The following is a 26,733-nucleotide window of genomic DNA, read 5'->3' as shown; positions in this document are numbered from 1 at the left end:
CAAAAACCCTCCACCCGAAAGATGGAGGGTTTTATTTTAATTTGTAACAGAAGCAGCTTCCCAAGCTGCATGCATACCAGCTACTCTGCCAGTCACCATGGCAGAGGTTATGTTATAACCTCCGGTATATCCATGAATATCCAGGATTTCTCCGCAGAAATATAATCCATGCATAAACTTAGATTGCATCGTTGTCGGTACAACTTCCTTTACAGAAACGCCTCCTCCAGTAACGAAGGCCTTTTCTATAGGCTGTGAACCATTTACAGGGAAAGTAAAGCCTTTGATCAAGCTGACGAACTGTTGCACATTTTCCCGGGAAATATTTGCTGCTTTCGTATCCGGCACTATTGCAGCTTGTTCTAATAGAAAATCTAGATACCGCTCTGGTACGATACCTTTCACTAGGTTGCGAAAAGCCTTTTTAGGCTGATCCTCCAATAATTTAGTAATATCTTCCGTTAGCATATGTGCTTTCTTATCAGGAATTGCGTCAATATGAATATGGACTTCGTTCCTGCCTTTCATCAGCTCTTTTACAACATACTGCGAGCAGCGCAAAACAGCTGGACCCGAAATACCAAAGTGCGTAAAAAGCATGTCCATCTGATGTGTGATAATTGCTTTTCCCTTCTCGTTCAGTACACTGACCGCTACATCCCGCAGAGCAAGACCTTGCAGCTGTTTTTGCTTAATGAAGGCTGCTGAGGAAAGCAGAGGCACTTCAGTTGGATACAGAGTTGTAATAGTATGTCCTGCTTTCTTAGCCCATGCATAACCGTCTCCTGTACTTCCTGTATGTGGTACTGCTTTTCCGCCGACAGCAACAATAACAGCACCTGTGCTGATTTTTTCACCGTCTTTTAAGATTATCTCATGCCCATGGTCACCATAATGAATCGCTTTTACAGGTGTTTCTGTCCGGACACGGACATGAAGTGTGTCTAATCGATTGAGCAAGGCTTGTACAACAGACTTAGCTGAATTACTTACCGGAAACATGCGTCCATGGTCTTCTTCCTTCAGTTTCACTCCAAGATTCTCGAAGAAATCAATGATATCGTAATTGTCAAAGATAGAAAATGCACTATACAAAAATTTTCCGTTACCAGGAATGTGCTTAATTACTTCATCTTGTGGCAGTCTATTCGTAACGTTGCATCTTCCGCCTCCAGAGATCGCAAGTTTGTTGCCAAGTTTCTTCCCTTTATCAATCAAAAGTGTGGCAGCTCCATGCTCGGCTGCCGAAATGGCCGCCATTAGTCCGGATGGACCTCCGCCGATCACTACTACATCGTAATTCATACTTGTTCTTCCTTTCTGCTGATGGGATCCAAAGGAATTCTTCCATCAGGTCTACTTTATGATAAAATAGATTCATTGGATTTTAAAGAGGAGTTAGGTGAAATAATGGCTTTGTCGACAATGATTCGCGGGACATTGCTGCTGACTGCAGCTACATTCCTGTCGAAGTTACTCGGGATCATCTACGTTATCCCGTTCAATGCACTGGTAGGTGCGTCTGGGGGAGCTTTATTCAATTTTGCATATACCCCTTATAATATATTGATTAGTATCTCCACAATAGGTATTCCGTTGGGTGTATCGAAATTCGTTTCTAAGTATAATGGCCTCGGCGATTATAGGACAAGCCAGCGAGTCTTCAAGACGGGTTTCACCATTATGGGTGTGACAGGTGTCGTGGCATTCCTCATCATGTATTTCGGTGCAGATTGGATTGCGCAGTGGAGTGTAGGTGATGGAAAGTCTGGTTTTACGACAGAAACGGTTGCTTATGTTATTAAGCTAGTCAGCTTCGCCAATCTCATCATACCTGCAATGAGTATCGTTAGAGGGTTCTTCCAAGGGAATCAATCCATGGGTCCTTCTGCTATTTCCACTGTTGTGGAGCAAATTGCTCGTATCGTATTCTTATTGCTTAGTGTCTATCTTGCCCTGCATGTCTTCAATGAAAACATCGCAGTAGCAGTTGGATATGCTACATTCGCGGCATTTGTTGGAGCACTGGCTTCCTGCGCAGTGCTCTATGTCTATTGGCGTGCCCGCAAACCGCATCTTGAACTGATGATGAGACAGCAAACAGTTCGTCCAGCACCTATGTCGGATAGGACAATCATCAAAGAATTGCTTAGCTATGCAGGACCATTCGTCGTAACAGGGATTGCAACATCGCTGTATCAGTTCATCGATCAGTTTACGGTGCCGCGTGCACTGGAAGCTATCGGACAAGGTGATGTGGCCGTTGATATTTTCGGGGTAATCAACTTTTATGGTCAAAAGATCATCACTATTCCAATGACATTGTCGATCGGGTTGTCTTTGGCTGCAGTACCAGCCATTACGCGTGCATTTTTCGCCGATGATCGTAAATTATATTTACAGCAAATCAATCAGTCATTACAAATTGTTCTTTTCTTGATTTTGCCTGCGAGCATCGGTATTGCTTTACTGGGCAGTGAAGCTTATACAGCATTCTACGGTACAGAAGCAGTCCTAAATCCAGATATAGACGCAGGAACACTTATGGTCTGGTACGCACCAGTAGCGCTGTTATTTGCTTTATTCACGACAACGTCATCCATTTTGCAGGGTATAAATGAACAGCGATTTTCCGTCATCAGTTTGACAGCAGGATTATTAGTGAAGATATTCTTCAATATTCCGCTTGTACATGCGTTCGGAGCAAAAGGTGCCATCATTGGAACGGCTTTGGCAGTCGGTATTGCGACGGTATTGAATTTCCTTAAAATGAAGCATGTACTAAAATTTCCAATTCGTCAGCTTACCAAACGTACAATCCTGATTGTGATTTTTACAGCCATCATGTCGGTTGTCGTACTGCTCACTAAGTATTTGCTAGGATTCGCGATTTCGTTCCGAGATGGACAAATTGCGTCAGCAGTTATCATTCTTGTTTGTGCATTGGCTGGAGGAGCGGTTTATATGATTCTTTCGTATAAGTCTACGTTGCTCGAACGTGTACTCGGTAATCGTATTGGGTTCTTGGATCGTCTAAGAGAAGGAAGAAGGGTTAAATGATGAGAATGGATAAGCTGCTTGCCAATATGGGATATGGCAGCAGAAAAGAAGTGAAGACACTCCTTAAACAAGGAGCAATTACGGTGAATGGCTCCCAAGTCAAATCACCATCTATCCATGTGGATGTAAAGAAAGATATTGTACAAGTGAATGGGGAAACCGTCGAATACAGAGAATTCATCTATCTGATGATGCATAAGCCGCCGGGTCTGGTTTCGGCTACAGAAGATAAAAGAGATGAAACAGTTGTTGATATTCTGCAGCAGGAGGATCGGATATTCGAACCGTTTCCGGTCGGCAGATTGGATAAGGATACAGAAGGCCTGCTGCTATTGACGAATGATGGAACGCTTGCTCACCAGCTTTTATCGCCGAAGAAACATGTACCGAAACTTTACTATGCACGAATCGAAGGAGAGGTAACCGAGGAAACGATCAAGCAATTCCATCAAGGCGTAACACTTGATGACGGGTATGTGACGAAGCCTGCTATTCTGCAAATACTGGAGGCTGGTCCTATTTCAGAAATTGAAGTTACCATAACGGAAGGAAAGTTTCATCAGATCAAGCGCATGTTTGAGTCTGTGGGGATGGAGGTTGTCTATTTGAAGCGTCTGCGCATGGGCAGCCTTGCACTGGATGAAGATCTGGAGCTAGGTGAATACAGGGAACTTTCTGATGAAGAGCTAAGCAATCTGATTCAGGATACAAAAAAAAGCTGATCTGCGTACAGATCAGCTTGCCTTAAAGATAGGTAGGTATTACATAGGTTGTACGATTTGAATCAAGAGATTTTGACTTTTTTTGAGGTTGTTGACCAAACCCCCCGATGAGGACTTTGTACTAAACCGTTATACTCCAGCACGTTTAAATCGCGCTGTACCGTACGGTCCGTAATACCAAATTCTTCAGCCAATTCAGTAGTAGAAACTGTGTCCCTTTCCTTAATGTAAAGATAGACAGCTTTTACACGGTTTAGCATTCGGGATGTTGATTGATTCAAAAAACCACTCCTTAGTTTTACATAAGAATCGGTGGTGCTCTAAATCTCTTTCTACCCGTATTTTACAATAATTAAGCAAAGATGGCTAGGAGATAGGTTTAATTTTCTGTTAATTCTATTCTTAACAAGTAAATAAAATTATTGATAAGAAAATAGGAGGAGAAGGAAATGGAAAAAATCAATTGGTATGAGAAGGCATCTGCTTATAAGGATGACTATGTAGAAGTGCTGAAAGGACTTGTATCGATTCCGAGTGTGTATGATGAATCGACAAAAACGGACAAGCAGCCTTTTGGCAAAAAGATCGACGAAGCACTCCAGTATATATTGCAAGTAGGAAAGAACAATGGATTCCTTACTAAATATGTCGATGGCTATGCAGGTCATATCGAGTATGGGCAAGGAAAAGGCTTAGTAGGCGTACTTGGTCATTTGGATGTGGTTCCTGCTGATGGGGAATGGACATATGGAGCATTCAACCCGACGCTGGCTGAAGATCATCTATTCGGCAGAGGAACATTGGATGATAAGGGGCCCGTTGTAGCAGCTTATTTTGCGATTAAATTGCTAAAAGATTTAGGTTACGAGCCGAAGAAGCGTATCCGTCTGATTCTGGGAACCGATGAAGAGCGCGATTGGCAATGCATGACGTATTACTTCCAGCATGAAGAAATGCCGGATACCGGCTTTACACCAGATGCCGATTTTCCGCTTATCTACGCAGAAAAAGGTATCATCGATGGTTATATCTCGCTTCCTCCTGCAGCAGCACAAAGTGACATGCTTCGACTTGACCGTTTTGAGGGAGGAAAAGCTCTGAATATGGTTCCAGGACTTGCGGAGGCGCTTCTTTCCGGAGAAAGCTTGGTAAAGGTTGAAGAAGCTTTCAAGGCCTTCCTGGCTGCAGAAGGGTACAGTGGTAAAGCTGAAGCCAAAGAAAATGCTATTCTGCTAAGCCTAACCGGTAAAGCAGCTCATGGCTCTACACCTGAAAAAGGTATCAATGCAGTAGTGGCCTTGGCCAAATTCTTAGTAACCCTTCCATTACACGGTAATATGACAGACAAGCTAAGCTGGCTTATCGGAAAATTCGAAGATTATAATGGCAATGGCATTGATTTGGGACTGGCAGATGATGTATCAGGACCGTTGACACTCAATCTTGGGGAATTCAGCATGAAAGATGCGGAGGCGTGGAAAATTGGCGTCAATATCCGTTATCCAGTTACATCTGAATATGATACGGTCACTTCTAAATTGTTTGCACAGCTTGCAGAAGCAGGTGCCGGATTCCAGGAAACTTCTCACTTGGCTTCATTATATGTGGAGAAGGATGATCCACTAGTTGAGACATTGCTCGATGTATATCGTCGTCAAACAGGTGATCAAACCGATATCTTAGCAATCGGCGGCGGCACCTATGCACGAGCGATGAAAAAAGGTGTGGCATTCGGTCCACTGTTCCCAGGCGGATCAGACAGCGCCCATCAGCAGGATGAGCACATCTTAGTTGAAGATATGCTTCGTTCCATCGCCATTTATGCAGAAGCACTATATTTGCTGACAAAGGATGAGCGCGAGTAATGCAAGCAACGACTAAACAGACCTACAGATCTTTTCAGTACTTTTATTTAGCAGCTTTTCTTTCCAATGGATCATTGTTTCCGCTGCTTGCTGTTTTCCTCCAGGAAGAAAAACAATTAGATCCTGTGCTTGTTGGTCTGATAGTAGCGGCAATTCCATTGGTTAATACGGTAATGGAGCCTGTCTGGGGGCTTCTTAGCGATTATACCCAGAAACCATTGCGTCTCTTGGCTGCAGCATTACTTGCTGCAGCGGCGCTTGCATTCATTTATTTATTTTATGATCATTATGCATTGCTGCTGATCGGAATGCTGGCTATTGCCGTATTCCAAGCAGCTGTCATTCCTTTGTCCGACAGTATGGCGTTGAGCTTTGTTGAGCAGCACAAGCTTGTTTACGGGAACATCCGTCTATGGGGAGCTATAGGATTCGCGGTTGCTTCCTTCCTGTTAGGATACATAGCAGATTTCGCAGGTACAGTGGATGTCATTTTCATAGCATACGGTTTGTTTCTGCTTCTTGCACTGCCAGCATTGCGTAAATTTCCGCGGCAAGGTTATGACATAGCCAGAGTGTCAATGAAAGAAGGATTACGTACATTAAGGAAAAATAAACCATTCATGTTGTTCCTTGCATCTAATTTCCTTATTTTCGGCCCAATTCTCGCAAATAATTTCTATTTTGGGACATTCATTTTAGCGGCTGGAGGAACACTAAGCGCTGTCGGCATCGCTTTCTTCCTGGGAGCAGGCAGTGAAGCGCCGTTCATGAAACTGGCTCATCGGATCATTGGTAAGATGAGCATTCTGCATGTTGTCATATTAAGTGCAGCTGTATCAGGTGCAAGATGGATTTTGTATATGTTCGACCCATCTCTTACTGTTATCTTCATTACAACCATTGTCCAGGGATTGTCGATCGGACTCTATGTGCCAGCTGCCTTGCTTTACATCAGAAGTACTGCGCCATCATCTGTACAAGCTACTGCCATTGCGCTTTATTCCGCAGTCGGTACAGGACTGGGTAATGCGCTGTTCAACCTGATGGGCGGGATGATACTGGAGATAGCAACTGTTTACCACATGTATGCATTGTTTGCTGCAACGACTTTCATTGGTGTGGGTATTTTGTTTATCGTGAAGAGAATGATGGGTACTGCTAAAGGGAAAAGAGGAGTAGCATGAGTGCACATTATTTCATTGGTATAGGTTCTGATGAATCTATTCAGGCAGCATTGGCTGAATGGCAAGACGAGTTGAAAGCGTATGTTCCAATGAAGCTATGGCCAAGGCCGGAGGAATTGCATATTACACTTCAATTCCTGGGGCCTACAACAGATGAACAGCTGGATAAGATAAAGTTAGCTTGGCAGAAGCAGGATTTTGGTAATGCTTTTTCCTTGGAAGTAGCCGGTGTGGACACTTTCGGCAGTCCGAAGCAGCCTCGCGTTGTATGGGCTGGGTTAAAACCATTTGATCCGCTCCAAGCGCTGTATCAGCAAGTGACTGCAAGTACAATGACAGCTGGATTCCAGCGTGAGAACCGACCGTATCGGCCGCATATAACACTCGGGAAGAAATGGGGATCAGGCAAGGTGGAGGGTCCGCTTCCGCTTCTGGATAAACATTTGACCGTACCATTCTTTGTGGATAAGGTAACACTTTACCGTATTGAACCGGGTAAACGACCGAAATACGTTCCAGTACTGGTCAAAGATTTGGAAAAGGAGTGAATCTATGTGGCGCAATTGATCAAGCTGCATGAATATATATCTCGTTATGAACAGCATCCTTACCGATATCCTGGACAATTCATCAAATTGAAAAAAGAGAATTGGGAGAAAATGCACAGGGAATGGGAGCAGCAGCAAGCTGCTCCTGCTTCCTTTGTTACAGACGAAGCAAAGGAAGAAGACCAAAAGAAATCGTGGTATCATGTCTTCCGTAAAAAAGAGGAAGAAGTGGAACAGCCGAACCCTGCTCTCGCATATGTGGCTCCCACAGAAAAGATCCTGAAGCAGGATTTCTTGGAAGAGCTATTTGATTTTCAGCTAAAATGGGCTACAAGCACGCTTGGGGAATTTTCTTTCTTTGATCAAAAATTTAAAAAAGATCCGGTTCTCAGATACTTTCTGAAGCGATTTCCTGACACTTTCTTTGTAATGTATAAGCCTGTTTTTGAAGTGAAGCAGACCACAATGGAGGCAGAAACGATTTTAATCCATCCTTTGGGCATAGAGATCATTTCCGTTCTGGAGGACAAGCCGGATGTATTGTTTTGGGCTAGTGAGGAACGAACATGGAAGCGGGAATCTAAGGGGCAGTTTTCTACTTTCCTCAATCCAATGCTATCGTTGAATAGAACAGAAAAGCTGGTACAAGGTATCCTCAGAAAATATGATATCGATCTTCCTGTTCAAAAGGTAGTCTTGAGCAGGGAAAATCAAATTCGTTTTGCAAGCGAGCCAAGAAACACACAGTTTATCGGCAGTCAAAAGCATACAGCTTGGCTGATGGCCAAGCGAGAGGAGCAGTTAGCTCTTAAACATGTGCAGCTTCGTGCCAGTGAAGTGCTGCTGGACCACGCATATACGAAGGCTGTTGCCCGTCCGGAATGGGAAGAGGAAGAAAAGGAAGAATTTTTTAGTTAAATAAACGGTTTTATAGTCCTATCGTATTGATAAAACCATAGCAAATGTTGTAATCTTAAGTATGTCTGTCGAATTTGTTCGGGAATGTACTTGCCTTGTGTCACGCTGGGCTTGTTTACAGCTAGTAATGCAAAGCGATTGCACTAGGAAAGTAGGAATGAACGGTGAATTGGTTAGAACACATACTGGGAAATGAGTGGAAGATTGCTCCTGCCGGCGGTGTAACAGGAGAAGCATATTATGCAAAAAGCGGAGAGAGGCAGCTGTTTCTAAAGCGCAATTCTTCTCCTTTTTTGGCTGTACTTTCAGCAGAAGGGATTGTGCCGAAGCTGGTATGGACAAAAAGGATGGAAAACGGGGATGTCATTACGGCTCAGGAATGGCTGATGGGACGAGGTCTGACCTTCTCAGAAATGAGCGATCCTCGAGTGGCAAAGCTACTTAGCAAAATCCATCATTCCTCCGAGATGCTGAACTTGCTAATGCGTATGGGAAAGAAGCCGCTTCAGCCAGAGACGAAAATGGAAGAGCTGCGGGAGAAAGCAGCTGGCTTCCAAAATCGGCTGCCTGCTTTAAAACAGGTGCTTGCAAGTATGGAGCAATTCTTACCTGAAATGCCAGATCAGCTATTGGCAGTCTGTCATTTTGATATCGATCATAATAATTGGATGATAAGCCAGCATAATGAGCTGTATCTTGTAGACTGGGACAGTGCTCTCATTGCGGACCCGGCAGCTGACATTGGAATGCTGCTTAGGAAGTACGTTCCATATCCTGACTGGGAAGAATGGATGAAAGCATACGGCAAGCCACTGAATGATGCACTTTTAAAACGTATTTATTGGTATGAAGCTGCCCGTATCATCATGTCGCTCCGCGATGATAACATGAAACGCAAAAGTATAGAATTAGGACAGCTGCTTACGGAACTGCACCAGCTGTCCTGCTAGCCTTGAAAGCTGTTGATGGTCTCTACCCAATCCTCGAGATGTTCTCTGTTCGATGTGATGTGCGCATTGATATCTGCAGCTTTTTCACCGGCAGAACTGTACGAATGGATACCAGGAAGCAAAGCAAGAAGCTCTTGCTGATCGGTTGATTTATTAGATAAAATAGAACGTGCCAGGCGGGATATTTGCTCGTATTCGGATTTGCTGCCGCAGCAGGATTCGCAATGTTCGCTAAGTATATCCCGAAGAAGGCTAAGTTGGTTTTCAACGGAAAGTGACATCGATTTTCCCCTCCTTCCTGAGCATAGCGTGTGCGTTTTGGCATCAAACTATGCAGGCGGGTGGGCAGAAATAGGAGTGAGACATATGCGTGTGCGCCATAAACCCTGGGCAGACGATTATTTAAAAGAAAACGATCATATCGTGGTACAAGAACCGAAAAATTATAAAGGCAAATGGAGAGAGCTATTCGGTAACGATAAGCCGCTGCATGTTGAGATTGGATCTGGCAAAGGGCAGTTCATCACTGGCATGGCAGCCCAGCATCCGGAATACAATTTCATCGGAATTGAACAAGCGAAAAGTATTATTGTGACAGCTGTGGAAAAAGCAGCTGAAGCAGATCTTCCGAATGTAAGGCTATTGAATGAAAATGCAGCTGATTTCCGTGAATTATTTGAAGTGAATGAAGTGGATAGCATTTATCTGAATTTCTCTGATCCTTGGCCGAAGAATAAGCATGAAAAGCGTCGCTTAACATATAAAAGCTTTTTGAAGCAATATGAATCTGTATTAAAAGATGATGGAGAAGTGGTCTTCAAGACAGATAATCAGAAGCTATTTGAGTATAGTTTGTCTAGTTTCTCCCGATACGGCATGATTCTGCAGGAAGTGAAGCTTGATTTGCATGCAGAGAACGATCCGTTAAATGTGAAAACAGAATATGAGGAGAAATTCTCTTCACGCGGCTACCGCATCTATCGCAGTGTCGCTACATTCAAATAAAAAAACTCGGCTAGTTAAGTAGGGTGTAGAAAACAAGTTACTATATATTGCCAGTAGGCTGGCTTGAGGACGGTCTATTACCGAACTCAAGCCAGCTTTTTAAATGTGAATAACATAATTAAGCTGCAATAAGGATTAGGTTGATTGTTTGAAATCATAACCATATACCAATAAAAATATCCCGGAAGTTTATTTCAGACTTCCGGGATATTTTTATGTAGTGTAAATGGTCTTTGATTATATTTTTTTCTCCCCCGGCAAAGATGCCGCTGCGTACCTTTATGCTAATATTCTCCATCGATCGATTCAAAAGTTAGACTGTTTACTTATGTGATGGGTGGAATGAATACAAGTTCGGCTATGTATATATAATGATTCAATTTGTAGACAAGGGTTGTAACCGACTGACTTGGAAAGTAACAATCCGAATTCCACATTAGGGAAGAAATTAATTATACAAAGGTGATCATAAGAAGGGAGATTTGCTCTCGGATATCTACTCTATATTAAGAGTCAGAAAAGCCTGATTTCATTCAAAAAGTCCACAAAAAAACACCCCAAATGTTAAGTTACTAACTTTTGGGGTGCGGCTTTTTATTAGGATGCTGATTCGACAGCGTCGATAACTGATCCAGTTTCTGCATCTACGAAAAATTCGTATTGAGCAGGTTTTCCGTCGATCGTACGGGAGATACCGCCACGGTAAACAGTATACGTGAGGCCGTGCTTCACTTTTTCTTCCGGTTTCATATAGATCCAAGATCCACTGATCGGACCTTCTTTCTTGAACGCTTCTTTAGCGAATTTCAATGCTTTTTCCGGAGTCACTTTCTGTTGTTTCGCAATCTGCTTCTGGATCAAGTATCCAGCCGCAAGGCCAGCACCTACGATTGCTACTGTTTTCTTTACGCCCATTTTGGTCACCTCTTCAACTTAAGTTATGTTCTATTATATCTTATTACCTTAGAAATATAAAACGAAACAACCTTTATGGCATGTTGAGGAGCAATAGTTTACAATAGATATACAATAGTCTGACAAAAAGGGAGTACATATACATGAACCAAAAAACATTGGATTTATTTAAACAATTGACAGAGCTGCAGGCAGCGCCAGGTAACGAACAGCTGATGCGTGCTTTTATGAAGGAAAGGCTGAAGCCTTATGCGGATGAGATCATCCAGGATAAGCTTGGCGGTATTTTTGGTGTAAAGAAAGGCAGTGGACCTAAGGTAATGGCTGCTGGACATATGGATGAGGTCGGTTTCATGGTCACAGGCATTACACCCAATGGTCTGCTTCGTTTTCAGACCTTAGGCGGCTGGTGGAGTCAAGTTTTGCTTGCACAGCGCGTGCAGGTAATGACGGACGAAGGACCGATTCCGGGTGTCATCAGCTCTACACCTCCTCATTTGTTAACGCCTGAGCAGCGGAGTAAGCCTGCCAGTATCGACAGTATGCTGATTGATATCGGCGCAGATGATGAGCGTGATGCATATGAGCTTGGTGTGAAGCTGGGACAGCAAATTCTGCCGTACATGCCGTTTACACCAATGGCAAATGAGAAGAAGATTTTGGCCAAGGCTTGGGATAATCGTTATGGCTGTGGATTGGCGCTGGAATTAATGGAAGAAGTGGCTGGGGAAACATTGCCGAACCAGTTGTATGCTGGTGCGACGGTTCAGGAAGAAGTCGGTCTTCGCGGTGCCCAAGTAGCTGCAAATATGATTAATCCTGATATTTTCTATGCACTGGATGCTTCACCTGCTAATGATGTCAGCGGAGACAAGCAAGCCTTCGGTCATTTGGGGCAGGGAGCATTGCTTCGTATTTTTGACGGCACCATGATCATGAATCGTAATATGCGTGAATTCATTCTTGATACTGCGGAATCCAATAATATCAACTACCAATACTATGTTGGCAAAGGCGGAACGGATGCCGGACGTGTCCATTTAGCACACGAAGGTGTTCCATCAGCTGTAATCGGGATAGTTTCCCGCTATGTCCACACAAGTGCAAGCATCATTCATGTTGATGATTATGCAGCTGCAAAAGAGCTTCTGATCAAGCTTGTACGGGCGACGGATCAGTCGACAGTGGATCTTATTACTTCGAACGATTGATCTCGTCGGAAAGGAAGCGCAACTGATGAAAATGATAGTCGGATCTAAAAATCCTGCCAAAGTTCAGGCGGTTTCAGCAGTTTTCGGAGCTCGGTGGGAGCTTGAAAGTGCAGCGGTTGAATCCGGCGTGAGTGAACAGCCGATGAGCGATGCAGAGACACGCCAAGGAGCAATCCAACGTGCGATAGCATGCAGCAAGCTGGAAGGAGCAGCTGCTGGTATCGGTTTGGAGGGTGGCGTCACAAAGATGGATGACGGTCTGTATATATGTAACTGGGGTGCTTTAGCAGTCGGGGACAAGGTATGGAGCGCGAGCGGTGCAAAACTGCTTTTGCCTGACTTCATCGCCGAACCAGTGCTTGCAGGCGAAGAACTGGGACCAGTTATGCGGACATTTACAAGCAGGCAGGATATCTCGACGACAGAAGGAGCGGTCGGCGTCTTTACCAATGGGCATATGTCCCGCTCTGCTATGTTTGAGCATATTTGTTTGCTGTTGAAAGGGCAATATAGCTTTTATGAGTTAAACAAAAAGAAGGAAGCGGAATTTTAATATCCGCTTCCTTCTTTTTTATGATGTCTTTTTATATTCGGTCGAATCATCTTTATCATCACCGATGACAGGGGAATCTTGCTGATCTGCTTCGAAAAGCTCGTCAGCAATGCCTTCTGTTTCGGTGGCATCTGTTACAGTGGATTCGGATGTATTTGAATCTTCTACTCCGCTGGATTCAGCTGGATTATCCGAAGCATAGGCGAATTCGAATTGAGCTACCTCGACAGCCAATTCCTTTGCCAGCTGCTGCAGCTGGGCGGCTGCGTTTGTCAGGATATCAATCGATGCGGCCTGCGTATCACTTGAGGAAGCTACTTCCTGAGCTGTTGCGGCTGCTTCATCGGCAATCTGGTTGATATGGCCAAGCATGCTCGCAACAGTATCATTACTTGCGGCGACTTCTGAAACAGAAGCAGAAATGTCCTTCATTTTCGAATTACCTTGCTGCAGCTGTTTATGAATTCGATCAAATGCATTTGTCGTTTCTTCAACACTTGATGCTTGGACTTGCTGATAAGCATCAAAGGCTTTAGCTTCTTCTGCCAAATTGGTCATCTGCTGATTCATTGTGCCAACAAGCTTGTGGATCTGCTGTGCTTCTTGTTTGGAGCGTTCTGCCAGCTTCTTCACTTCATCTGCTACTACAGCAAATCCTCGGCCATGCTCACCTGCACGAGCAGATTCGATAGCAGCATTCAGCGCGAGCAGGTTTGTGCTTTCTGAAATCTCTTCAATTGTTTGGACGATGGAGCGAATTTGGTTTGCCTGCTGTACAGCACTTTGGATTTCTTCTGTCAGTTTTTGAGCGAGCGTCAAGAAGCTATCAGAGGTTTCATGCAGTTTTTGCATCTGATTGATACCATTGCTTCCTTCCCGCTCTGCTAGTTTCATCGCCTGACTGACTAGTGCTGTTTCATCCTTCATCATTGTAATAGCCTGGCGTACCTTATCCAGCATCATATTACTTTCTTCGAGTTGAGCAGCCTGAGCCTGCGCGCCGCCAGCCACCTGACCGATAGCTTGGTTCACTTCTTCATATTGAGCTGCTGTCTGCTGGGAAGCTGCAGCCAGATACGAAGAGGAATCATCCAATACTTCGGATGCTTCTTTCACTTTAATCATGGATTGCTCCATTTTCCCTGCCATCTGATTAAATGTTTCACCCAAATCTGCCATCTCGTCCTTTGTGGTAATTGGTACACGATAAGCCAGATTACCATTTCCGATAATTTCCGTAGCTTCTTTTAGCTGACGTATTGATTTTGCGATGGCGCGGATTAACGGCCAGCCGATACAAAGTACGAGCAGGAAACTAAGAATGATGACAGCAAGTAGGACGATGCCAAGAATGGTAGAGGTCCTTTCGTTTGATTGTTTTAAATTGTCAGTTTGTTCGATGGCTGTTTCGCCGACACTGTCCACAGTCGTTGTGACTTCCAAAGCGGCTGTTTCGAAATTCGCTGCCAGCTCAGTTGCCTGGGTGCGTGTGTTCGAAAGGGTGGACATTGCTGATGTGTATTTCAAAAGACTGGAGTTTATCTCACTAACCGCGTCACTATCCAAATCGGAATCGGAAATCGCTGTCTTGAATGCATCTACTGCTCCATCGAATGCATCTTTATCTGGAGCAGCACCATTTGGAGGCTGGATGATACCTTGTTCGGTCCGCGTAACGTTCTCCAAAGCAGCAGAGACATCATTTCCTGCATTTTCAGCAAGGCTGCGAAAATTCTCCGAGGCATCACTTATGATCTTTCGCAGTCCCTCATCGGAAGTGTAGCCGATTGTTTCATTCATACTCGTGACTTTTTCGAGTTCCTTTTCATAAGATGCTGCACCTTCCTTGATTTGCGTGAAGTACGCTTGCAAATCTTTTTCATCCTGGTATTTTGCTTCATATGTAGAAGCTTGTTTTTCAATGCCGGCTATAGCGCCTAGTACAGCTTCGGCGTTGGATACAGAAGGCTGGGCAAAGTATGTCTGTTGCTTCTCCAGTGTATCGAGCATATCATCCTTGATATACTGACTGGACACATAGGCTTCTTGGTATCGCTGCGTTTCCTCTGACATTTGATTCTGCTGGTAGAAATAATAAAAACTGAATGCTCCAAGTACCAGAATACTTGCCAGTGAAGAGAACATAATCAATCGGATTCTCTGTCGAATGGTGTGCATATATTTCCCCCCTAATGCTTTTGTGTGCTCCCTTTCATTATAGGTATAACCTACCATATTTACAATAAATTAATAAAAGTTTGATAATTTAACTGATTGATTCGACCCATATTTGCTGCTAGACCTGAATATTCCTATGTATAAATAGGAAGCAGGAAGATAAATGACAGCTGCTGCGCAGTATATTCGCTTTTGGTTCAGTGCTTTGATAAAATGAAGAAAAGATTAATGGGGGCATTTAAAAATGAAAAATCTAGAATCAGAAGCACAACTAAAAGAAGTACTTCAAAACGGCAAAACAATCTTGATGTTTTCTGCTGACTGGTGTCCGGACTGCCGAATCATCGAGCCGGAACTGCCGGAAATTGAAGCAAAATACAGCGAATTCGAATTCATTCATGTAGACCGTGACCAATTCATCGATGTTTGTCAGCAATATGACGTATTCGGTATTCCGAGTTTTGTTGCCTTCAACCAGGACGAAGAAATCGGACGATTCGTATCGAAGGATCGTAAGTCTAAAGAGGAAATCGAGTCTTTCATCGAATCCTTACCGCAATAATTGCAAGGAGCATAGCTTATGAAAATGACGGCTTTGAAAATGAAGAAAAAACTGGAGGAGCGTTTGCAGGATCCTTCCTGGCGCACTTCGTATGACCGGGATAAAAGTAAGTTCCGAGTAGAATGGCAGGATACGAACGAAGGCGTGACGCTGGCGCTTCCGAATATTATTGCAAAATATGAGACACGAGGCGAAAAAGCGCTGGATGAACTCGAACAGCATGTAAAAGAAGCTTTGCGTGTCATGCATGAAGAGCAGCATTTGGAAGGAAATGAACAGCATGTCTTTCCAGTGATACGAGCCACTTCTTTCCCTTCGAAAACGAAAGCCGGACTGAAGATGGTATATTCGGAGCATACGGCTGAAACGAGAATCTATTACGCACTTGACCTTGGTAAATCGTACCGCCTCATTGACGAACAAATGATGGAAGAGCAAGGCTGGACCATCGAACGTCTTCGGGAAATTGCTGCATTTAACGCTAGAAGTCTTTCCACAGAATTAAAGGAAGACAGGGTTGCAGGGAATTCCTTTTACTTTATTGCGACGCAGGATGGCTACGATGCCAGCCGCATACTGAACGAGTCTCTGCTGGAAGGATTCCGTGCCAATGCAAAGGGAGATGTCCTTGTTGCTGTTCCTCACCAGGATGTGCTGATATTGGCGGATATTGAAAATAAGACTGGTTATGATATATTAGCACAGGTAACCATGAAATATTTCGCAGAAGGCCGCGTACCAATTACATCTTTACCATTCATTTATGAAGAAAAGAAATTAGAGCCAGTTTTCATTATGGCTCGCAATAGACCGGAGTCTGCCAAGGGAGAGGAAAAGTAAGATGCAAGCATTCTATAACAAGCAAGGGATCGGTGACGTATTGCTGCTCGCCATTAAGCAAGGAGACCGTCATTCCATTAAAGAAGAGAGATTCGGAGATGTTGTCCGTATTACAGATAAGGATGAGCTAGTCGGTTATAATATCTTCCGCGCTTCCGAATACTTGAAAATCACAACAGCTGGCAAGGTGCAAATGGATGAGGATTTCGCGGGCAAGATTCGTGATATTTTCCGTCAGAACAACTTGGAAGATACGTTTGAGGTAGATCTTACACCTAAATTCGTTGTCGGCTTTGTTAAGGAAAAAGTAAAGCATAGCAACGCTGATAAATTAAGTGTCTGCCAAGTCGACCTTGGTGATGAAACAGTACAAATCGTTTGTGGTGCACCAAATGTAGATGCAGGCCAAAAAGTGGTCGTCGCGAAAGTGGGCGCAATCATGCCAAGCGGTTTGGAAATCAAAGCCGGCAATTTACGCGGTGAAGATAGTTTTGGAATGATCTGCTCTCAAAAAGAGCTAGGTCTGCCGAATGCACCGGAAGAAAAAGGGATTTATGTGCTGGATGATTCCTATAAAGTTGGCCAGGTATTTGACTTTTAATAGGGAAATGAACACCGGATACAAACGTATCCGGTGTTTTTTTAGGAAAATGGAACGGAAATGGCGAGTAACCGCCATATTTTTTAAGTTTTGATGGAATGTTTTTAGGGTAAAGCTATTCACGGTTTGTGAAAACCTGCTAAAATGAAGATATTATACTGAAAAAGGAAGATTTACTATGTGGGAGCGTCTTAAGCAAGCTCTAAGCAACTTTTTTATGACCGAAGTAGTAGTGGAAGAAGAACCAGAGCTGAAATCACGGAACGCTTCTGAACAGAAAGTACAGAAACAGTATCAGACAAATCAGCAGCCACAAGCAAAAATGGCTTATACATACCCAAAGGAACGCGCTTTCCGGTTTCCAATGATACCGGACGAGTCTGGAAGTGCAAAACCGCCAGCCTCAAACGTGCGGCCAGTACGTCGAGCCCAACCAGATACAAAGATACCAGAAAAGCGGCTGCCTCGTCAGCCTGAAAAACCGAAAATGCAAGAACGGCCTTCCAGTGTAAACTGGCAGCGCAAGCCAGAAATAAAGAATCCGGTACCAAAGGAAGAAAAGAAACCCTTCCAGCCGACAGAAGTTCCATCCCCTGTATACGGTTTCCGCAAGCGGAAAGAAGAGGTCGCTGATATTGTAACATTGGCTTCTATTCAAGACCGAGCAGATTGGAAAAGAATCGCAGCATCTGCTAATACGGTTAATCCTGAAGTACAGGAAGAAAAAAAGTTCGATATTCACGTTGAACAGGATCCAGTCGAAGAAATCACGCTTGAAGAGCCTGTAATAGAACGTAAAGAAAAAACGGACATTGCGGCAGCAGAATTAAGTAAGGAATCATTTTTAGAAAATAAAGATACGAGCGTTGCAGAGGGAGAGATGATCGAGGAGATATCTGTTCCTGAAACAACGGAAAATCATCAAGCTGAACCTATTCAGCTTGATGAGTCAGCTAGCATAGAAGAGACTGGTTTGGACCCATCGACCGTTATAGAGGAAACTGCTTCGATTGAAGCAGAAGATGACTTAACAGAAAAGTTTGATCCGGATCAATCGATTAATAGGATAGAAGAGACTCGTGTACCGGACTTAGCAGAGGATAGCACAGCTATGCGCAATGCGAATGATCCGACAGCAGAAGAAGCTGTTCCGGACGAAGTAGCATCTAGTGCAGCAGAAAGTAATACGTCTAGCCATGGTTCTGAAATGATCAGCGAGTCTATTGCGCAGCCTGATTCTTTTGATGTTGAAACAGTAAAATCATCAAAACAAACAGATGAAAAAGAAGTCCTGCAAGCGGAAGAGAGCACGGAAACAACAAATTCCCAAATTCGCGAAACTGGCAGTACAGTGAGGAAATCAGTGCCTTTCAACGTGTTCATGACGCCAAGAGATAAACGAAATCATCAGCAGGTGCCCACTCGCAAGGAGCCGGAGAAAACGGAGCCTGTTGTACAGGATATCCCGCAGCAGACAGAACCGAGCTTTGCCAAACCTCCGATGCATCTTCTGAATGATCCTGTCGAACAGACGATCGAAAATGATGCTTGGGTCGACCAGCAAAGTCAGCTTTTAGAGACTACTTTGGAACACTTCAACGTAAATGCTCACGTGGTCAATGCAATGCAAGGCCCGTCAGTCACACGTTTTGAGGTTCAGCCTGATCTTGGAGTCAAGGTTAGTAAAATCAAGAGCCTGACAGATGATATCAAGCTGAACATGGCAGCCAAGGACATCCGGATGGAAGCACCGATTCCAGGGAAGAATGCCATCGGAATTGAAGTGCCGAATGCCGTATCGAAGCAAGTCGGCTTACAGGAAATACTGGAGACCGAAGATTTTCAGGGAAACAGCTCGCCGCTTTCAGTCGGCTTAGGCTTGAATATTTCCGGCAATCCGATTGTGACGAACCTGCAGAAGATGCCGCACGGTCTAATAGCTGGAGCAACAGGTTCCGGAAAAAGTGTATGTATCAATACTATTCTGCTAAGTCTATTGTATAAGGCGAATCATAAGCAGGTGAAATTCCTGCTGATCGATCCGAAGATGGTGGAGCTTGCTCCTTACAACGACCTGCCTCATCTAGTCTCACCAGTTATTACCGACACTAAAGCAGCTACTGCAGCCTTGAAATGGGCGGTAAATGAAATGGAAGAACGCTACATGAAGTTCGTCGGCGAAGGAGTCCGCGATATCGGTCGTTACAATGAGAAACTCGATAAGCAAGGACGTTACGCTGATAAGATGCCATATTTGGTCATCGTCATCGACGAACTGGCTGATCTGATGATGGTAGCTCCTCAGGATGTTGAAGATTCCATCTGCCGGATTGCCCAAAAAGCGCGGGCAGCCGGAATCCATCTGCTGCTGGCGACACAGCGTCCGTCCGTGGATGTTATTACAGGCTTGATCAAAGCAAATATCCCGACACGAATTGCTTTCAGTGTTTCTTCTGCAATCGATTCCCGGACAATCATCGACAATAATGGTGCAGAGAAATTGCTTGGTAAAGGTGATATGCTCTTCATTGAAAATGGAGCACGGCAAGCTCAGCGTATCCAAGGTGCTTTTGTGTCTGATGAAGAGATCGAACGGGTTGTGCAGTATGTGAAACAGACAGCACCGCCTGAGTATCTTTTCCAGCATGAGGATCTGCTTGAGCGACGAGAGTCCGAGGAGGACGAAGACGAGTTGTATCGGGATGCAGTCGAGTTTGTTATCGAGCACAATAGTGCGAGTGCAAGCTTGCTGCAGCGCCGTTTCAAGATCGGTTACAATCGTGCTGCCAGATTGATTGATCATATGGAGATGAGAGGTGTCATCTCCGAACAGAAAGGGAGCAAGCCGCGTGACGTACTCGTCTCGCTGGCTCAGCTTCAAGCGGAATGAATGACAGCCTGGATGTTGTCCTATGGACCGTCCAGGCTGTATTGTTATCCGAGACACCAATAAAGGGTGCTATGTATATACTGTAAAAAGCGTAACAGAAGAGATTCTGCATTTATAAAATACCGACAAAATGCTATACTGTTGCTAGTATGCTTTTTTTCATGTATATGTGACACACAACGCTTTACATACTTATACTGACACCATACAAAAGCGATATATTACTATGTGGAGGTTCCTATTATGACAACTTACCATTTCGTTGGTATTAAAGGATCTGGTATGAGTGCATTGGCGCAGATCCTGCATGATGCAGGTGAGAAAGTCCAAGGCTCCGATGTGGAGAAAGTTTTCTTCACGGATCAGGCTCTGAAAGATAAAAACATTACAATCTTGCCATTTACTAAAGATAATATCAAACCTAATCTGACAATTATTGCAGGGAACGCGTTCTCTGATGAACACGAGGAAATCGTGGAAGCCAAACGACTTGGTCTCCCGATCTACCGCTATCATGACTTCCTAGGTGCATATGCTGATAAATTCCGCAGTATAGCAGTTACCGGAGCACATGGTAAAACATCTACTACAGGTCTCTTGGCGTATACACTGAAACAGTCTCACCCGATTTCCTATTTGATCGGAGATGGAACTGGAAGCGGACAGCCGAAGAGTGACTACTTTGTTTTTGAGGCATGTGAATATCGCCGCCACTTCCTGGCTTACAAGCCGGATTATGCGGTCATGCTGAATATCGATTTCGATCATCCTGATTATTTCCAGAATATCGAGGACGTTTTTCAGGCTTTTCAGCAATTAGCTGATCAAGTGAAGTACGGTATCATTGCTTGCGGTGATGATCCATATTTGCGTGACCTTCAAGCAAATGTACCAGTTCATTATTATGGATTTGATGCTTCTAATACGTACCAGGCCAAGAATGTACATGAAGAGCCGAATGGCACGACATTCGACGTATATATAGAAGGCAGCTTCTACCATACGTTTACCATTCCAGGATACGGGAACCACCAAGTTCTTAATGCACTGGCAGTGACAGCAGTATGTCATCAAGAAGGTATGACACCTGATCAAATCAAGGAAATGTATGGTTTCACAGGTGTGAAACGACGGTTCTCTGAAAAGAAAGCCGGCAGCCAAGTATTGGTGGATGACTATGCTCATCATCCGAAGGAGATCGAAGTAACAATCGAATCTGCTCAAAAGAAATACCCAGATAAGCAGATTGTTGCGGTATTCCAGCCTCATACCTTCTCAAGGACAAAGACTTTCCTGCAAGAGTTTGCAGATAGTCTGAAAAATGCAGATGTCGTTTATCTTTGTGATATTTTTGGCTCTGCACGGGAAGCAAAAGGAAATTTGTCTATCCAGGATCTCCAGGAGCTTATACCAGGCTGTGAGGTGCTGCAGCTTGAAGATGTAAACGTACTTAAGCAGTATGAAGACAGTGTCCTTCTATTCATGGGAGCCGGTGACATACAGAAATTCCAGGCTCGCTATGAAGAGTCGTTGCAAGCTGTCCAATAATCCATTACACTTAAAAAAGGGAGTAATACTCCCTTTTTTTATTTATACTTTTATGTTTAACGACGTACACCTGGGGAATAACGTAGTTAGACGAAGGAGTATAAAGCATGAGATGTGCTTCAACTACTCATACTACATACCAAGAAGGAGCTGACTAATCATTATGGAAATTCTAGGGTACATCGCTGCATTGATTGCAGCAATCGCATTCGCAGTCTTAGTAATCTACCTCGCAAAAACATTGAAAGCTGCTTCACGCACACTAAATGATGTAGCAAGCACATTGGAAGGTGTCGAAAAGCAAATGCAGGGTATTACGAGCGAAACAGCAGAACTGCTCAGCAAGACAAATCACCTTGCAGAAGACATCGGAGAGAAAGCGCAGAAGCTTAACACTCTTGTTGACGGAATTGAAGGCATCGGTGATACAGTACACAGCCTCAACAATTCTATTCGCAATGTGTCCAACAAAGTGGCTCTATCAGCAGAACAGCATACAGAACAAACTGGCCAAGTACTAAAATGGGGCTCAGTTATACTTGACTTATGGAAGAAAAAGAAGCAGAATGAAGCCAATGAGGTCGCCTCTGTACCTGCAGTGCAGCCAACAGAGCAGCCGCTACCAGTAAAAGAAACATCCCATTAAACCAAGCGACGCGATAGGAGGCAATGCAGTATGTCAACGAAAAAGACGAACGGAAGAGATTTTCTGATTGGTTCGATCATCGGCAGCGTAGTAGGAGCTGTGACAGCTCTAGTTCTTGCACCTAAATCCGGTAAAGAACTACGCAGTGATATTACGGAACAAGCTAGCTCCCTGAAAGGGCGCGCGGGCGAAATGAAAACACAGTACAGTGAAAAAGGTGCACAATGGAAAGATGTTGTCACTGAGAAATCCCGTGTAGTAGCTGATAAGGTGAAAGAATCCTCTCAGACTGTACAGGACAAAGTCAAAAACCTAACATCCAAAGACCAAGCAGATGACACAGCTTCAAACGATAAGGAAGCAGAAGATGCAGCGGAAGAAGTAGCACGCGCAATCGAGGAAGCTGCAAGGGAATTGGAAATGGAACAGCAAAAATCCACGATTGAACGTAATAAGGATCTTTAATTATAAGACTCCTAAGCATCTCGCTTAGGAGTCTGTTTATTTTCGAAGGGAGTTTTGACAAATGGAAGCAAAAGTCATTCAAAGCCAAGAGGAATTTCAAGATGTCCTGAACAGGGATGCATCATTTTACGTGCTCAAGCATAGTCTGACTTGCCCGATCAGTGCAAGGGCGAAGCAGGAATATGACCGATACAGTCTAGATACACAGATACCGATGTACACGTTATATGTCCAAGAAGCACGGGATCTATCCAATACGATTGCAGACCGCTATGAGGTGAGACACGAATCTCCGCAGGCATTGCTTTTTGCAAATAATCAAGTGATCTGGCATACATCACACCATGACATTACAGAGACCGTTTTACGGGAACAGGAAAAAAGATTCAATCAGTAGGTGGGTTATACATGAAACATGAACACAAATCGGGTAAAAATGAAGAAGTTCTCCGAGTGGGCGAATATGGTATCTTTTTCAAGCGTCCATATCAGATCCGTCTTGTCCACGATATTCACTATAAACGCTATAGTAAAAATCACTAAAAAGCTGTACGCTAATGCGTACAGCTTTTTTAAGTAGTCAGCTCGATTTTATCGTGTGGAGACAAAGCATCATGGAAGGAAGCTTTGTCTCCATTTTTTAATAATTGGAAGTTTCCGCTGATCTTTGTCAAATCTATATCAACAAAGCGAAAAATGTCCTGGATGATGAATTGATCTGTAGCTACACGCATTTGAAGTCGGGTACCACTTGGAATCCGCTCTTCCTGTTCCACCGGCTTATCTCCAATATATAGCTGTGCAGCTGGAGGTGTAAGCTTAAGTGTTTTTCCGTTGAATTCAACTGTCAAGGTCGCTTGGTTTTCCGTTTGCAGATGAGAAAGCAGCTCAGAGGCAGTAGGCAAGCTGCGTTCACGGATGCGGATGCTATCTCCATCTTTCACCTGATCACGTAATCGGGCTGGAATTTCATTAATGGTAAACACCTGACTGAACGAGTCAATGGATACAAGCTTATCATTTATGTAGACGTTATATTCCATGTCATCAGGCAAAGCTGGCAAAGGAAGCTGCTGTTCATGCAAGAAGCGTTCTACAGTTGTTGTTCGCTGTAAGTTTACTTCATCCCTGTCTTTGAGCTGATGCGCAGGATGGACGGGCTGTCCATTTACAAGCAGCTGCTGTTTCACCTGATAAGCTTTTCCATTATAAAAGACTGTAATCGGGTCTAAATCTCCCGTAATATCACTTACAGTCACTTGCGGCGGCGAGCCATCTACTCCAGCTTCTACATCCAGCTTGTCTCCATCCTGGATCGGTGAATCAAGATTAGCAGGCTGTTGGTTGAGCCTTATAACTGGCGCTTGTCCTAGTGTGCCAGGAAGGGTTAGCGGCTTTCCTTGGAAAGTGATCATACAGGCAGCCCCAGGTTTCCCATAAAGACGCGCTACCTGAATCCCGGCTGCCAGCAATGCATCACCTATTGTCAGTTTTTTCATGTCAAATAGACGTGTGACGCGTCCGTTAACCTGTATGCTTACGTAATGGACAGGATTTTGTTTTGCAGCTAAGGCAATGCCAATCGGAGTAATGAACGCAGGACCTGATGGTACATTATCTGTTTTCGCAAGCTGCTGTATTGCTTCTGTTCCTCGAATAGCGACTCTATTCTCTGGTAATTCAAGCTGTCTTGCCAGGTGTGCAGCCAGTCCCGGTGTCTGGCTTCCGCCACCGACGAGCATGACGGCTTTTGGTGCGACTGCATTCAACTGAATGATCGATCCTGCAATTGCTTCTGCAAGCTGATCCACCGCATGCCCTACGTCCTGTTTAACTTGTTCTGCTTCCAGCTGCTGTTCGAAGCCGAGTATATCCATTGTTGTGATAGTACCTTTTTCAGCCCAATCACGTTTTGCAGCTTCGGCTACATGGAAATCAAGCAAATAATGATCACTTATTGCTTCTGTAATTTCATCACCTGCTTTTGGAACCATACCATAAGCAGTAATTGTTCCTTCATTCGTAATGGCAATGTCGCTCGTACCAGCGCCGATATCAACTAATGCCACATTCAAACGACGCATAGATGGTGGGATTAAGACGCTGATTGCAGCAATTGGCTCCAATGTAAGAGCATCCATCTCCAAATCACTGCGTTTCAAAGCTGATATCAAAGATTCCACAACGACCTTCGGCAGGAAGGTGGCAATAATCTCTACACTTGCTTCATTACCTTGCTGATCTATCAGCGATCCAATTTCCTGCTCATCGAGCTGATAATGCAGAACAGAGTAACCGACACAATAATAATCGGTACTTTTATCTTTTGACTGGGCGATTTCATACTGTGCCTGCTGTACAGCACTTAGCTCCAGATGCTGCACTTGCTCTTTATCCAAAACTCCTCGTTCCGCTATCGAATGCTGTATCTTGGTACGTTTTGTCTGCAGCGAACGACCTGCAGCTGCGACACATACTTTATGCAGCTGCCCGTGTTTTTCCTCAAGTTTATGTTTCACTTCCGAGATAACTTGTGCGACGGCTACTACATCATGGATCTGGCCATCAAGCATGGAACGCTCATCATGTTCAACCATCTCGTAATCTATCAATGTATAAACACCAGCATCTTCTTCTAGAAGCATGCCGACAACGGATCTAGTTCCAATATCCAAAGCGAAAATTCTTTCCTTCAAAACGATATTCCTTTCTGCATTGAACTCTTAGCTTCACTGAACGCGAAGCCTGATGAAACTCCTACATATTATTCTACACTATTTGTGGATGACAGCGCGTAAACTTTTAGCTATAATGATTGCTAATTACCTGAGCTGGATATACTAGATAGAGAGTGGGAGAGAGCGATGAATATGGATGAATTAACGGTATTGCGACAGAAATTGGATGAAGTGAACCTTGAGCTGCTTGCTTTGATAAACGAACGAGGCAAACTAGTCCAGGAAATTGGCGAAGTGAAGAAAAAACAAGGCACGAAGCGCTTTGATCCGGTGCGGGAAAGAGATATGCTGAATGTCATATCCGATAACAATAAAGGGCCATTCCAGGATGCTACACTTCAGCATTTGTTCAAGGAAATTTTCAAAGCAAGCCTTGAGCTGCAGGAAGATGAGATGCATAAGGCACTGCTTGTATCACGGCGCCGCAAACCAGAAAACACCGTTATTACCATTAAAGGCACGAAAATCGGAGATGGAGAGCCGCAGTTCGTTTTCGGACCATGTTCTGTGGAGAGCTATCAGCAAACAGCCAAAGTTGCCGAATCGTTGCAGGAGAAGGGCCTGAAGCTCCTGCGTGGCGGGGCTTTCAAGCCGCGTACTTCACCTTATGATTTTCAAGGATTGGGTGAAGAAGGACTTCGGATATTGAAAAAGATTGCCGATACGTATGATTTGGCTGTCATCAGTGAGATTGTAGCACCCGAGGATATCGAAAAAGCAGCCGAGTATTTGGATGTCATCCAGATTGGTGCCCGAAATATGCAGAACTTCGAGCTCCTGAAAGCAGCTGGGGACATAAAGAAACCGATTCTCTTAAAGCGCGGCATGAGTTCTACCATTTCTGAGTTCATACATGCAGCAGAATATATCAGCTCCCGCGGAAATAATGACATTATCCTTTGTGAACGAGGTATCCGTACGTATGAGACTGCAACAAGGAACACGTTGGACATTACTGCTGTACCGATTCTGAAACAAGAAACGCATCTTCCGGTAATGGTTGACGTCACGCATTCCACTGGCCGGCGCGATTTGCTGCTTCCGGCAGCAAAAGCAGCTCTAGCAATCGGAGCTGACGGTATCATGGCAGAGGTTCATCCAGATCCGGCGGTTGCCCTTTCTGATGCAGCCCAGCAAATGGATTTACCGCGCTTTGATGCATTTTATCGTGATCTTATTGCCCATAGCAGTTATGCCAGTCGTGTCCCTTCCGGAAATTGACAGCTGGTATCGTAGCAATCCTATAGTATCAAGGGTTTTTTGAATCTCTTTCTACTGAAATGCTCTAAACTCTGGTATAATGGGTAAAGAATATGTGAATAAACATACAAATT

At 44.1% G+C, this 26,733-nt stretch carries 26 protein-coding genes; 20 read left to right on the top strand and 6 right to left on the bottom strand.

Annotated elements, in window-relative coordinates:
- Positions 1 to 36: 36 nt before the first annotated feature.
- Positions 37 to 1,305, bottom strand: a complete 1,269-nt coding sequence (locus ABXS78_RS12095; protein ID WP_366247431.1) for an NAD(P)/FAD-dependent oxidoreductase — start codon at positions 1,303 to 1,305, stop codon at positions 37 to 39.
- A gap of 105 nt (positions 1,306 to 1,410) precedes the next feature.
- Between ABXS78_RS12095 and ABXS78_RS12090 the strand changes: the two genes are divergently transcribed.
- Both ABXS78_RS12090 and ABXS78_RS12085 read left to right on the top strand, forming a co-directional pair.
- Complete coding sequence (locus ABXS78_RS12090; protein ID WP_366247430.1) at positions 1,411 to 3,060, top strand: polysaccharide biosynthesis protein; 1,650 nt, start codon at positions 1,411 to 1,413, stop codon at positions 3,058 to 3,060.
- Positions 3,060 to 3,782: a pseudouridine synthase gene (locus ABXS78_RS12085; protein WP_366249933.1), complete on the top strand. Its 723-nt coding sequence runs from the start codon at positions 3,060 to 3,062 to the stop codon at positions 3,780 to 3,782. The genes ABXS78_RS12090 and ABXS78_RS12085 overlap by 1 nt, the downstream gene beginning before the upstream one ends.
- 62 nt (positions 3,783 to 3,844) lie before the next feature.
- Here ABXS78_RS12085 and ABXS78_RS12080 read toward each other — a convergent pair whose 3' ends face one another.
- Positions 3,845 to 4,063 (bottom strand): DeoR family transcriptional regulator, encoded by a 219-nt coding sequence (locus tag ABXS78_RS12080; protein ID WP_093879353.1) that lies wholly within the window; start codon positions 4,061 to 4,063, stop codon positions 3,845 to 3,847.
- A 168-nt stretch (positions 4,064 to 4,231) separates the two neighbouring features.
- On the opposite strand from ABXS78_RS12080, the gene pepV reads away from it, so the two are divergent.
- The 5 genes from pepV to ABXS78_RS12055 all read left to right on the top strand — a co-directional run bounded on the left by pepV (position 4,232) and on the right by ABXS78_RS12055 (position 9,247).
- On the top strand, positions 4,232 to 5,647 hold the full coding sequence (pepV, locus tag ABXS78_RS12075; protein ID WP_366247429.1) for a dipeptidase PepV: 1,416 nt from the start codon (positions 4,232 to 4,234) through the stop codon (positions 5,645 to 5,647).
- Entirely contained in the window at positions 5,647 to 6,831 is a 1,185-nt protein-coding gene (locus tag ABXS78_RS12070; protein ID WP_366247428.1) for an MFS transporter, read from the top strand. Before pepV ends, ABXS78_RS12070 begins: the two co-directional genes overlap by 1 nt.
- Positions 6,828 to 7,379, top strand: coding sequence for an RNA 2',3'-cyclic phosphodiesterase (thpR, locus tag ABXS78_RS12065; RefSeq protein ID WP_366247427.1), 552 nt, complete (start codon positions 6,828 to 6,830; stop codon positions 7,377 to 7,379). The genes ABXS78_RS12070 and thpR overlap by 4 nt, the downstream gene beginning before the upstream one ends.
- 6 nt (positions 7,380 to 7,385) lie before the next feature.
- Complete coding sequence (locus tag ABXS78_RS12060; RefSeq protein ID WP_366247426.1) at positions 7,386 to 8,297, top strand: NERD domain-containing protein; 912 nt, start codon at positions 7,386 to 7,388, stop codon at positions 8,295 to 8,297.
- Between the two features lie 164 nt (positions 8,298 to 8,461).
- A complete protein-coding gene (locus tag ABXS78_RS12055) occupies positions 8,462 to 9,247 on the top strand; it encodes a phosphotransferase family protein (RefSeq protein ID WP_366247425.1) in 786 nt (261 codons plus the stop codon).
- On the opposite strand, the gene ABXS78_RS12050 is transcribed toward ABXS78_RS12055, so the two are convergent.
- Positions 9,244 to 9,528 (bottom strand): YtzH-like family protein, encoded by a 285-nt coding sequence (locus ABXS78_RS12050; RefSeq protein ID WP_366247424.1) that lies wholly within the window; start codon positions 9,526 to 9,528, stop codon positions 9,244 to 9,246. The two genes, ABXS78_RS12055 and ABXS78_RS12050, sit on opposite strands and share 4 nt — an antisense overlap.
- Positions 9,529 to 9,613: 85 nt before the next feature.
- Here ABXS78_RS12050 and trmB point away from each other — a divergent pair, with 85 nt between their 5' ends.
- The gene (gene trmB / locus ABXS78_RS12045) at positions 9,614 to 10,252 is read left to right on the top strand and encodes a tRNA (guanosine(46)-N7)-methyltransferase TrmB (RefSeq protein ID WP_366247423.1); all 639 of its coding nucleotides are present in this window, start codon (positions 9,614 to 9,616) and stop codon (positions 10,250 to 10,252) included.
- Between the two features lie 597 nt (positions 10,253 to 10,849).
- Here trmB and ABXS78_RS12040 read toward each other — a convergent pair.
- Positions 10,850 to 11,167 carry a PepSY domain-containing protein gene (locus ABXS78_RS12040; protein ID WP_038562329.1) on the bottom strand — a complete coding sequence of 106 codons (318 nt, stop codon included), beginning with the start codon at positions 11,165 to 11,167 and terminating at the stop codon, positions 10,850 to 10,852.
- A gap of 143 nt (positions 11,168 to 11,310) precedes the next feature.
- On the opposite strand from ABXS78_RS12040, the gene ABXS78_RS12035 reads away from it, so the two are divergent.
- Both ABXS78_RS12035 and ABXS78_RS12030 read left to right on the top strand, forming a co-directional pair.
- On the top strand, positions 11,311 to 12,378 hold the full coding sequence (locus ABXS78_RS12035) for a M42 family metallopeptidase (protein ID WP_366247422.1): 1,068 nt from the start codon (positions 11,311 to 11,313) through the stop codon (positions 12,376 to 12,378).
- Between the two features lie 25 nt (positions 12,379 to 12,403).
- Positions 12,404 to 12,931 carry a DUF84 family protein gene (locus ABXS78_RS12030; RefSeq protein WP_366247421.1) on the top strand — a complete coding sequence of 176 codons (528 nt, stop codon included), beginning with the start codon at positions 12,404 to 12,406 and terminating at the stop codon, positions 12,929 to 12,931.
- An 18-nt stretch (positions 12,932 to 12,949) separates the two neighbouring features.
- Here the strand turns inward: ABXS78_RS12030 and ABXS78_RS12025 are convergent, their stop codons facing one another.
- Positions 12,950 to 15,109: a methyl-accepting chemotaxis protein gene (locus tag ABXS78_RS12025; RefSeq protein WP_366247420.1), complete on the bottom strand. Its 2,160-nt coding sequence runs from the start codon at positions 15,107 to 15,109 to the stop codon at positions 12,950 to 12,952.
- Between the two features lie 244 nt (positions 15,110 to 15,353).
- On the opposite strand from ABXS78_RS12025, the gene ABXS78_RS12020 reads away from it, so the two are divergent.
- The 9 genes from ABXS78_RS12020 (at position 15,354) to ABXS78_RS11980 (ending at position 23,204) form a co-directional block, all read left to right on the top strand.
- Complete coding sequence (locus ABXS78_RS12020) at positions 15,354 to 15,671, top strand: thioredoxin family protein (RefSeq protein ID WP_366247419.1); 318 nt, start codon at positions 15,354 to 15,356, stop codon at positions 15,669 to 15,671.
- An 18-nt stretch (positions 15,672 to 15,689) separates the two neighbouring features.
- Complete coding sequence (locus ABXS78_RS12015; RefSeq protein ID WP_366247418.1) at positions 15,690 to 16,511, top strand: DUF1444 domain-containing protein; 822 nt, start codon at positions 15,690 to 15,692, stop codon at positions 16,509 to 16,511.
- 1 nt (position 16,512) lies between these two features.
- Complete coding sequence (gene ytpR / locus ABXS78_RS12010; protein ID WP_366247417.1) at positions 16,513 to 17,112, top strand: YtpR family tRNA-binding protein; 600 nt, start codon at positions 16,513 to 16,515, stop codon at positions 17,110 to 17,112.
- Between the two features lie 178 nt (positions 17,113 to 17,290).
- Entirely contained in the window at positions 17,291 to 20,002 is a 2,712-nt protein-coding gene (locus ABXS78_RS12005; protein WP_366247416.1) for a DNA translocase FtsK, read from the top strand.
- 243 nt (positions 20,003 to 20,245) lie between these two features.
- A complete protein-coding gene (gene murC / locus ABXS78_RS12000) occupies positions 20,246 to 21,550 on the top strand; it encodes a UDP-N-acetylmuramate--L-alanine ligase (RefSeq protein WP_366247415.1) in 1,305 nt (434 codons plus the stop codon).
- A 163-nt stretch (positions 21,551 to 21,713) separates the two neighbouring features.
- Complete coding sequence (locus ABXS78_RS11995) at positions 21,714 to 22,196, top strand: DUF948 domain-containing protein (RefSeq protein ID WP_084160718.1); 483 nt, start codon at positions 21,714 to 21,716, stop codon at positions 22,194 to 22,196.
- Positions 22,197 to 22,226: 30 nt separating this feature from the next.
- On the top strand, positions 22,227 to 22,661 hold the full coding sequence (locus ABXS78_RS11990; RefSeq protein ID WP_095224573.1) for a YtxH domain-containing protein: 435 nt from the start codon (positions 22,227 to 22,229) through the stop codon (positions 22,659 to 22,661).
- A gap of 61 nt (positions 22,662 to 22,722) precedes the next feature.
- On the top strand, positions 22,723 to 23,058 hold the full coding sequence (gene ytxJ / locus ABXS78_RS11985) for a bacillithiol system redox-active protein YtxJ (protein WP_366247414.1): 336 nt from the start codon (positions 22,723 to 22,725) through the stop codon (positions 23,056 to 23,058).
- Between the two features lie 11 nt (positions 23,059 to 23,069).
- Positions 23,070 to 23,204, top strand: coding sequence for a hypothetical protein (locus ABXS78_RS11980; protein ID WP_366247413.1), 135 nt, complete (start codon positions 23,070 to 23,072; stop codon positions 23,202 to 23,204).
- 29 nt (positions 23,205 to 23,233) lie between these two features.
- Here ABXS78_RS11980 and ABXS78_RS11975 read toward each other — a convergent pair whose 3' ends face one another.
- Positions 23,234 to 25,357 carry a cell division protein FtsA gene (locus tag ABXS78_RS11975; protein WP_366247412.1) on the bottom strand — a complete coding sequence of 708 codons (2,124 nt, stop codon included), beginning with the start codon at positions 25,355 to 25,357 and terminating at the stop codon, positions 23,234 to 23,236.
- A gap of 168 nt (positions 25,358 to 25,525) precedes the next feature.
- On the opposite strand from ABXS78_RS11975, the gene ABXS78_RS11970 reads away from it, so the two are divergent.
- Positions 25,526 to 26,620 (top strand): bifunctional 3-deoxy-7-phosphoheptulonate synthase/chorismate mutase, encoded by a 1,095-nt coding sequence (locus tag ABXS78_RS11970; RefSeq protein ID WP_366247411.1) that lies wholly within the window; start codon positions 25,526 to 25,528, stop codon positions 26,618 to 26,620.
- Positions 26,621 to 26,733 lie beyond the last annotated feature (113 nt).

It is taken from the genome of Terribacillus aidingensis (assembly GCF_040703035.1).
Taxonomy (GTDB): Bacteria; Bacillota; Bacilli; order Bacillales; family Amphibacillaceae; genus Terribacillus.
This window is presented reverse-complemented; position numbering and strand designations above follow the sequence as displayed.

Bases quoted from the DNA above. Each gene is read 5' to 3' on its own strand.
- ABXS78_RS12095 (WP_366247431.1), bottom strand. From the start codon at position 1,305: ATGAATTACGATGTAGTAGTGATCGGCGGAGGTCCATCCGGACTAATG.
- ABXS78_RS12090 (WP_366247430.1), top strand. From the start codon at position 1,411: ATGGCTTTGTCGACAATGATTCGCGGGACATTGCTGCTGACTGCAGCT.
- ABXS78_RS12085 (WP_366249933.1), top strand. From the start codon at position 3,060: ATGAGAATGGATAAGCTGCTTGCCAATATGGGATATGGCAGCAGAAAA.
- pepV (WP_366247429.1), top strand. From the start codon at position 4,232: ATGGAAAAAATCAATTGGTATGAGAAGGCATCTGCTTATAAGGATGAC.
- ABXS78_RS12070 (WP_366247428.1), top strand. From the start codon at position 5,647: ATGCAAGCAACGACTAAACAGACCTACAGATCTTTTCAGTACTTTTAT.
- thpR (WP_366247427.1), top strand. From the start codon at position 6,828: ATGAGTGCACATTATTTCATTGGTATAGGTTCTGATGAATCTATTCAG.
- ABXS78_RS12050 (WP_366247424.1), bottom strand. From the start codon at position 9,528: ATGTCACTTTCCGTTGAAAACCAACTTAGCCTTCTTCGGGATATACTT.
- trmB (WP_366247423.1), top strand. From the start codon at position 9,614: ATGCGTGTGCGCCATAAACCCTGGGCAGACGATTATTTAAAAGAAAAC.
- ABXS78_RS12040 (WP_038562329.1), bottom strand. From the start codon at position 11,167: ATGGGCGTAAAGAAAACAGTAGCAATCGTAGGTGCTGGCCTTGCGGCT.
- ABXS78_RS12035 (WP_366247422.1), top strand. From the start codon at position 11,311: ATGAACCAAAAAACATTGGATTTATTTAAACAATTGACAGAGCTGCAG.
- ABXS78_RS12030 (WP_366247421.1), top strand. From the start codon at position 12,404: ATGAAAATGATAGTCGGATCTAAAAATCCTGCCAAAGTTCAGGCGGTT.
- ABXS78_RS12025 (WP_366247420.1), bottom strand. From the start codon at position 15,109: ATGCACACCATTCGACAGAGAATCCGATTGATTATGTTCTCTTCACTG.
- ABXS78_RS12020 (WP_366247419.1), top strand. From the start codon at position 15,354: ATGAAAAATCTAGAATCAGAAGCACAACTAAAAGAAGTACTTCAAAAC.
- ABXS78_RS12015 (WP_366247418.1), top strand. From the start codon at position 15,690: ATGAAAATGACGGCTTTGAAAATGAAGAAAAAACTGGAGGAGCGTTTG.
- ytpR (WP_366247417.1), top strand. From the start codon at position 16,513: ATGCAAGCATTCTATAACAAGCAAGGGATCGGTGACGTATTGCTGCTC.
- ABXS78_RS12005 (WP_366247416.1), top strand. From the start codon at position 17,291: ATGTGGGAGCGTCTTAAGCAAGCTCTAAGCAACTTTTTTATGACCGAA.
- murC (WP_366247415.1), top strand. From the start codon at position 20,246: ATGACAACTTACCATTTCGTTGGTATTAAAGGATCTGGTATGAGTGCA.
- ABXS78_RS11995 (WP_084160718.1), top strand. From the start codon at position 21,714: ATGGAAATTCTAGGGTACATCGCTGCATTGATTGCAGCAATCGCATTC.
- ABXS78_RS11990 (WP_095224573.1), top strand. From the start codon at position 22,227: ATGTCAACGAAAAAGACGAACGGAAGAGATTTTCTGATTGGTTCGATC.
- ytxJ (WP_366247414.1), top strand. From the start codon at position 22,723: ATGGAAGCAAAAGTCATTCAAAGCCAAGAGGAATTTCAAGATGTCCTG.
- ABXS78_RS11980 (WP_366247413.1), top strand. From the start codon at position 23,070: ATGAAACATGAACACAAATCGGGTAAAAATGAAGAAGTTCTCCGAGTG.
- ABXS78_RS11970 (WP_366247411.1), top strand. From the start codon at position 25,526: ATGAATATGGATGAATTAACGGTATTGCGACAGAAATTGGATGAAGTG.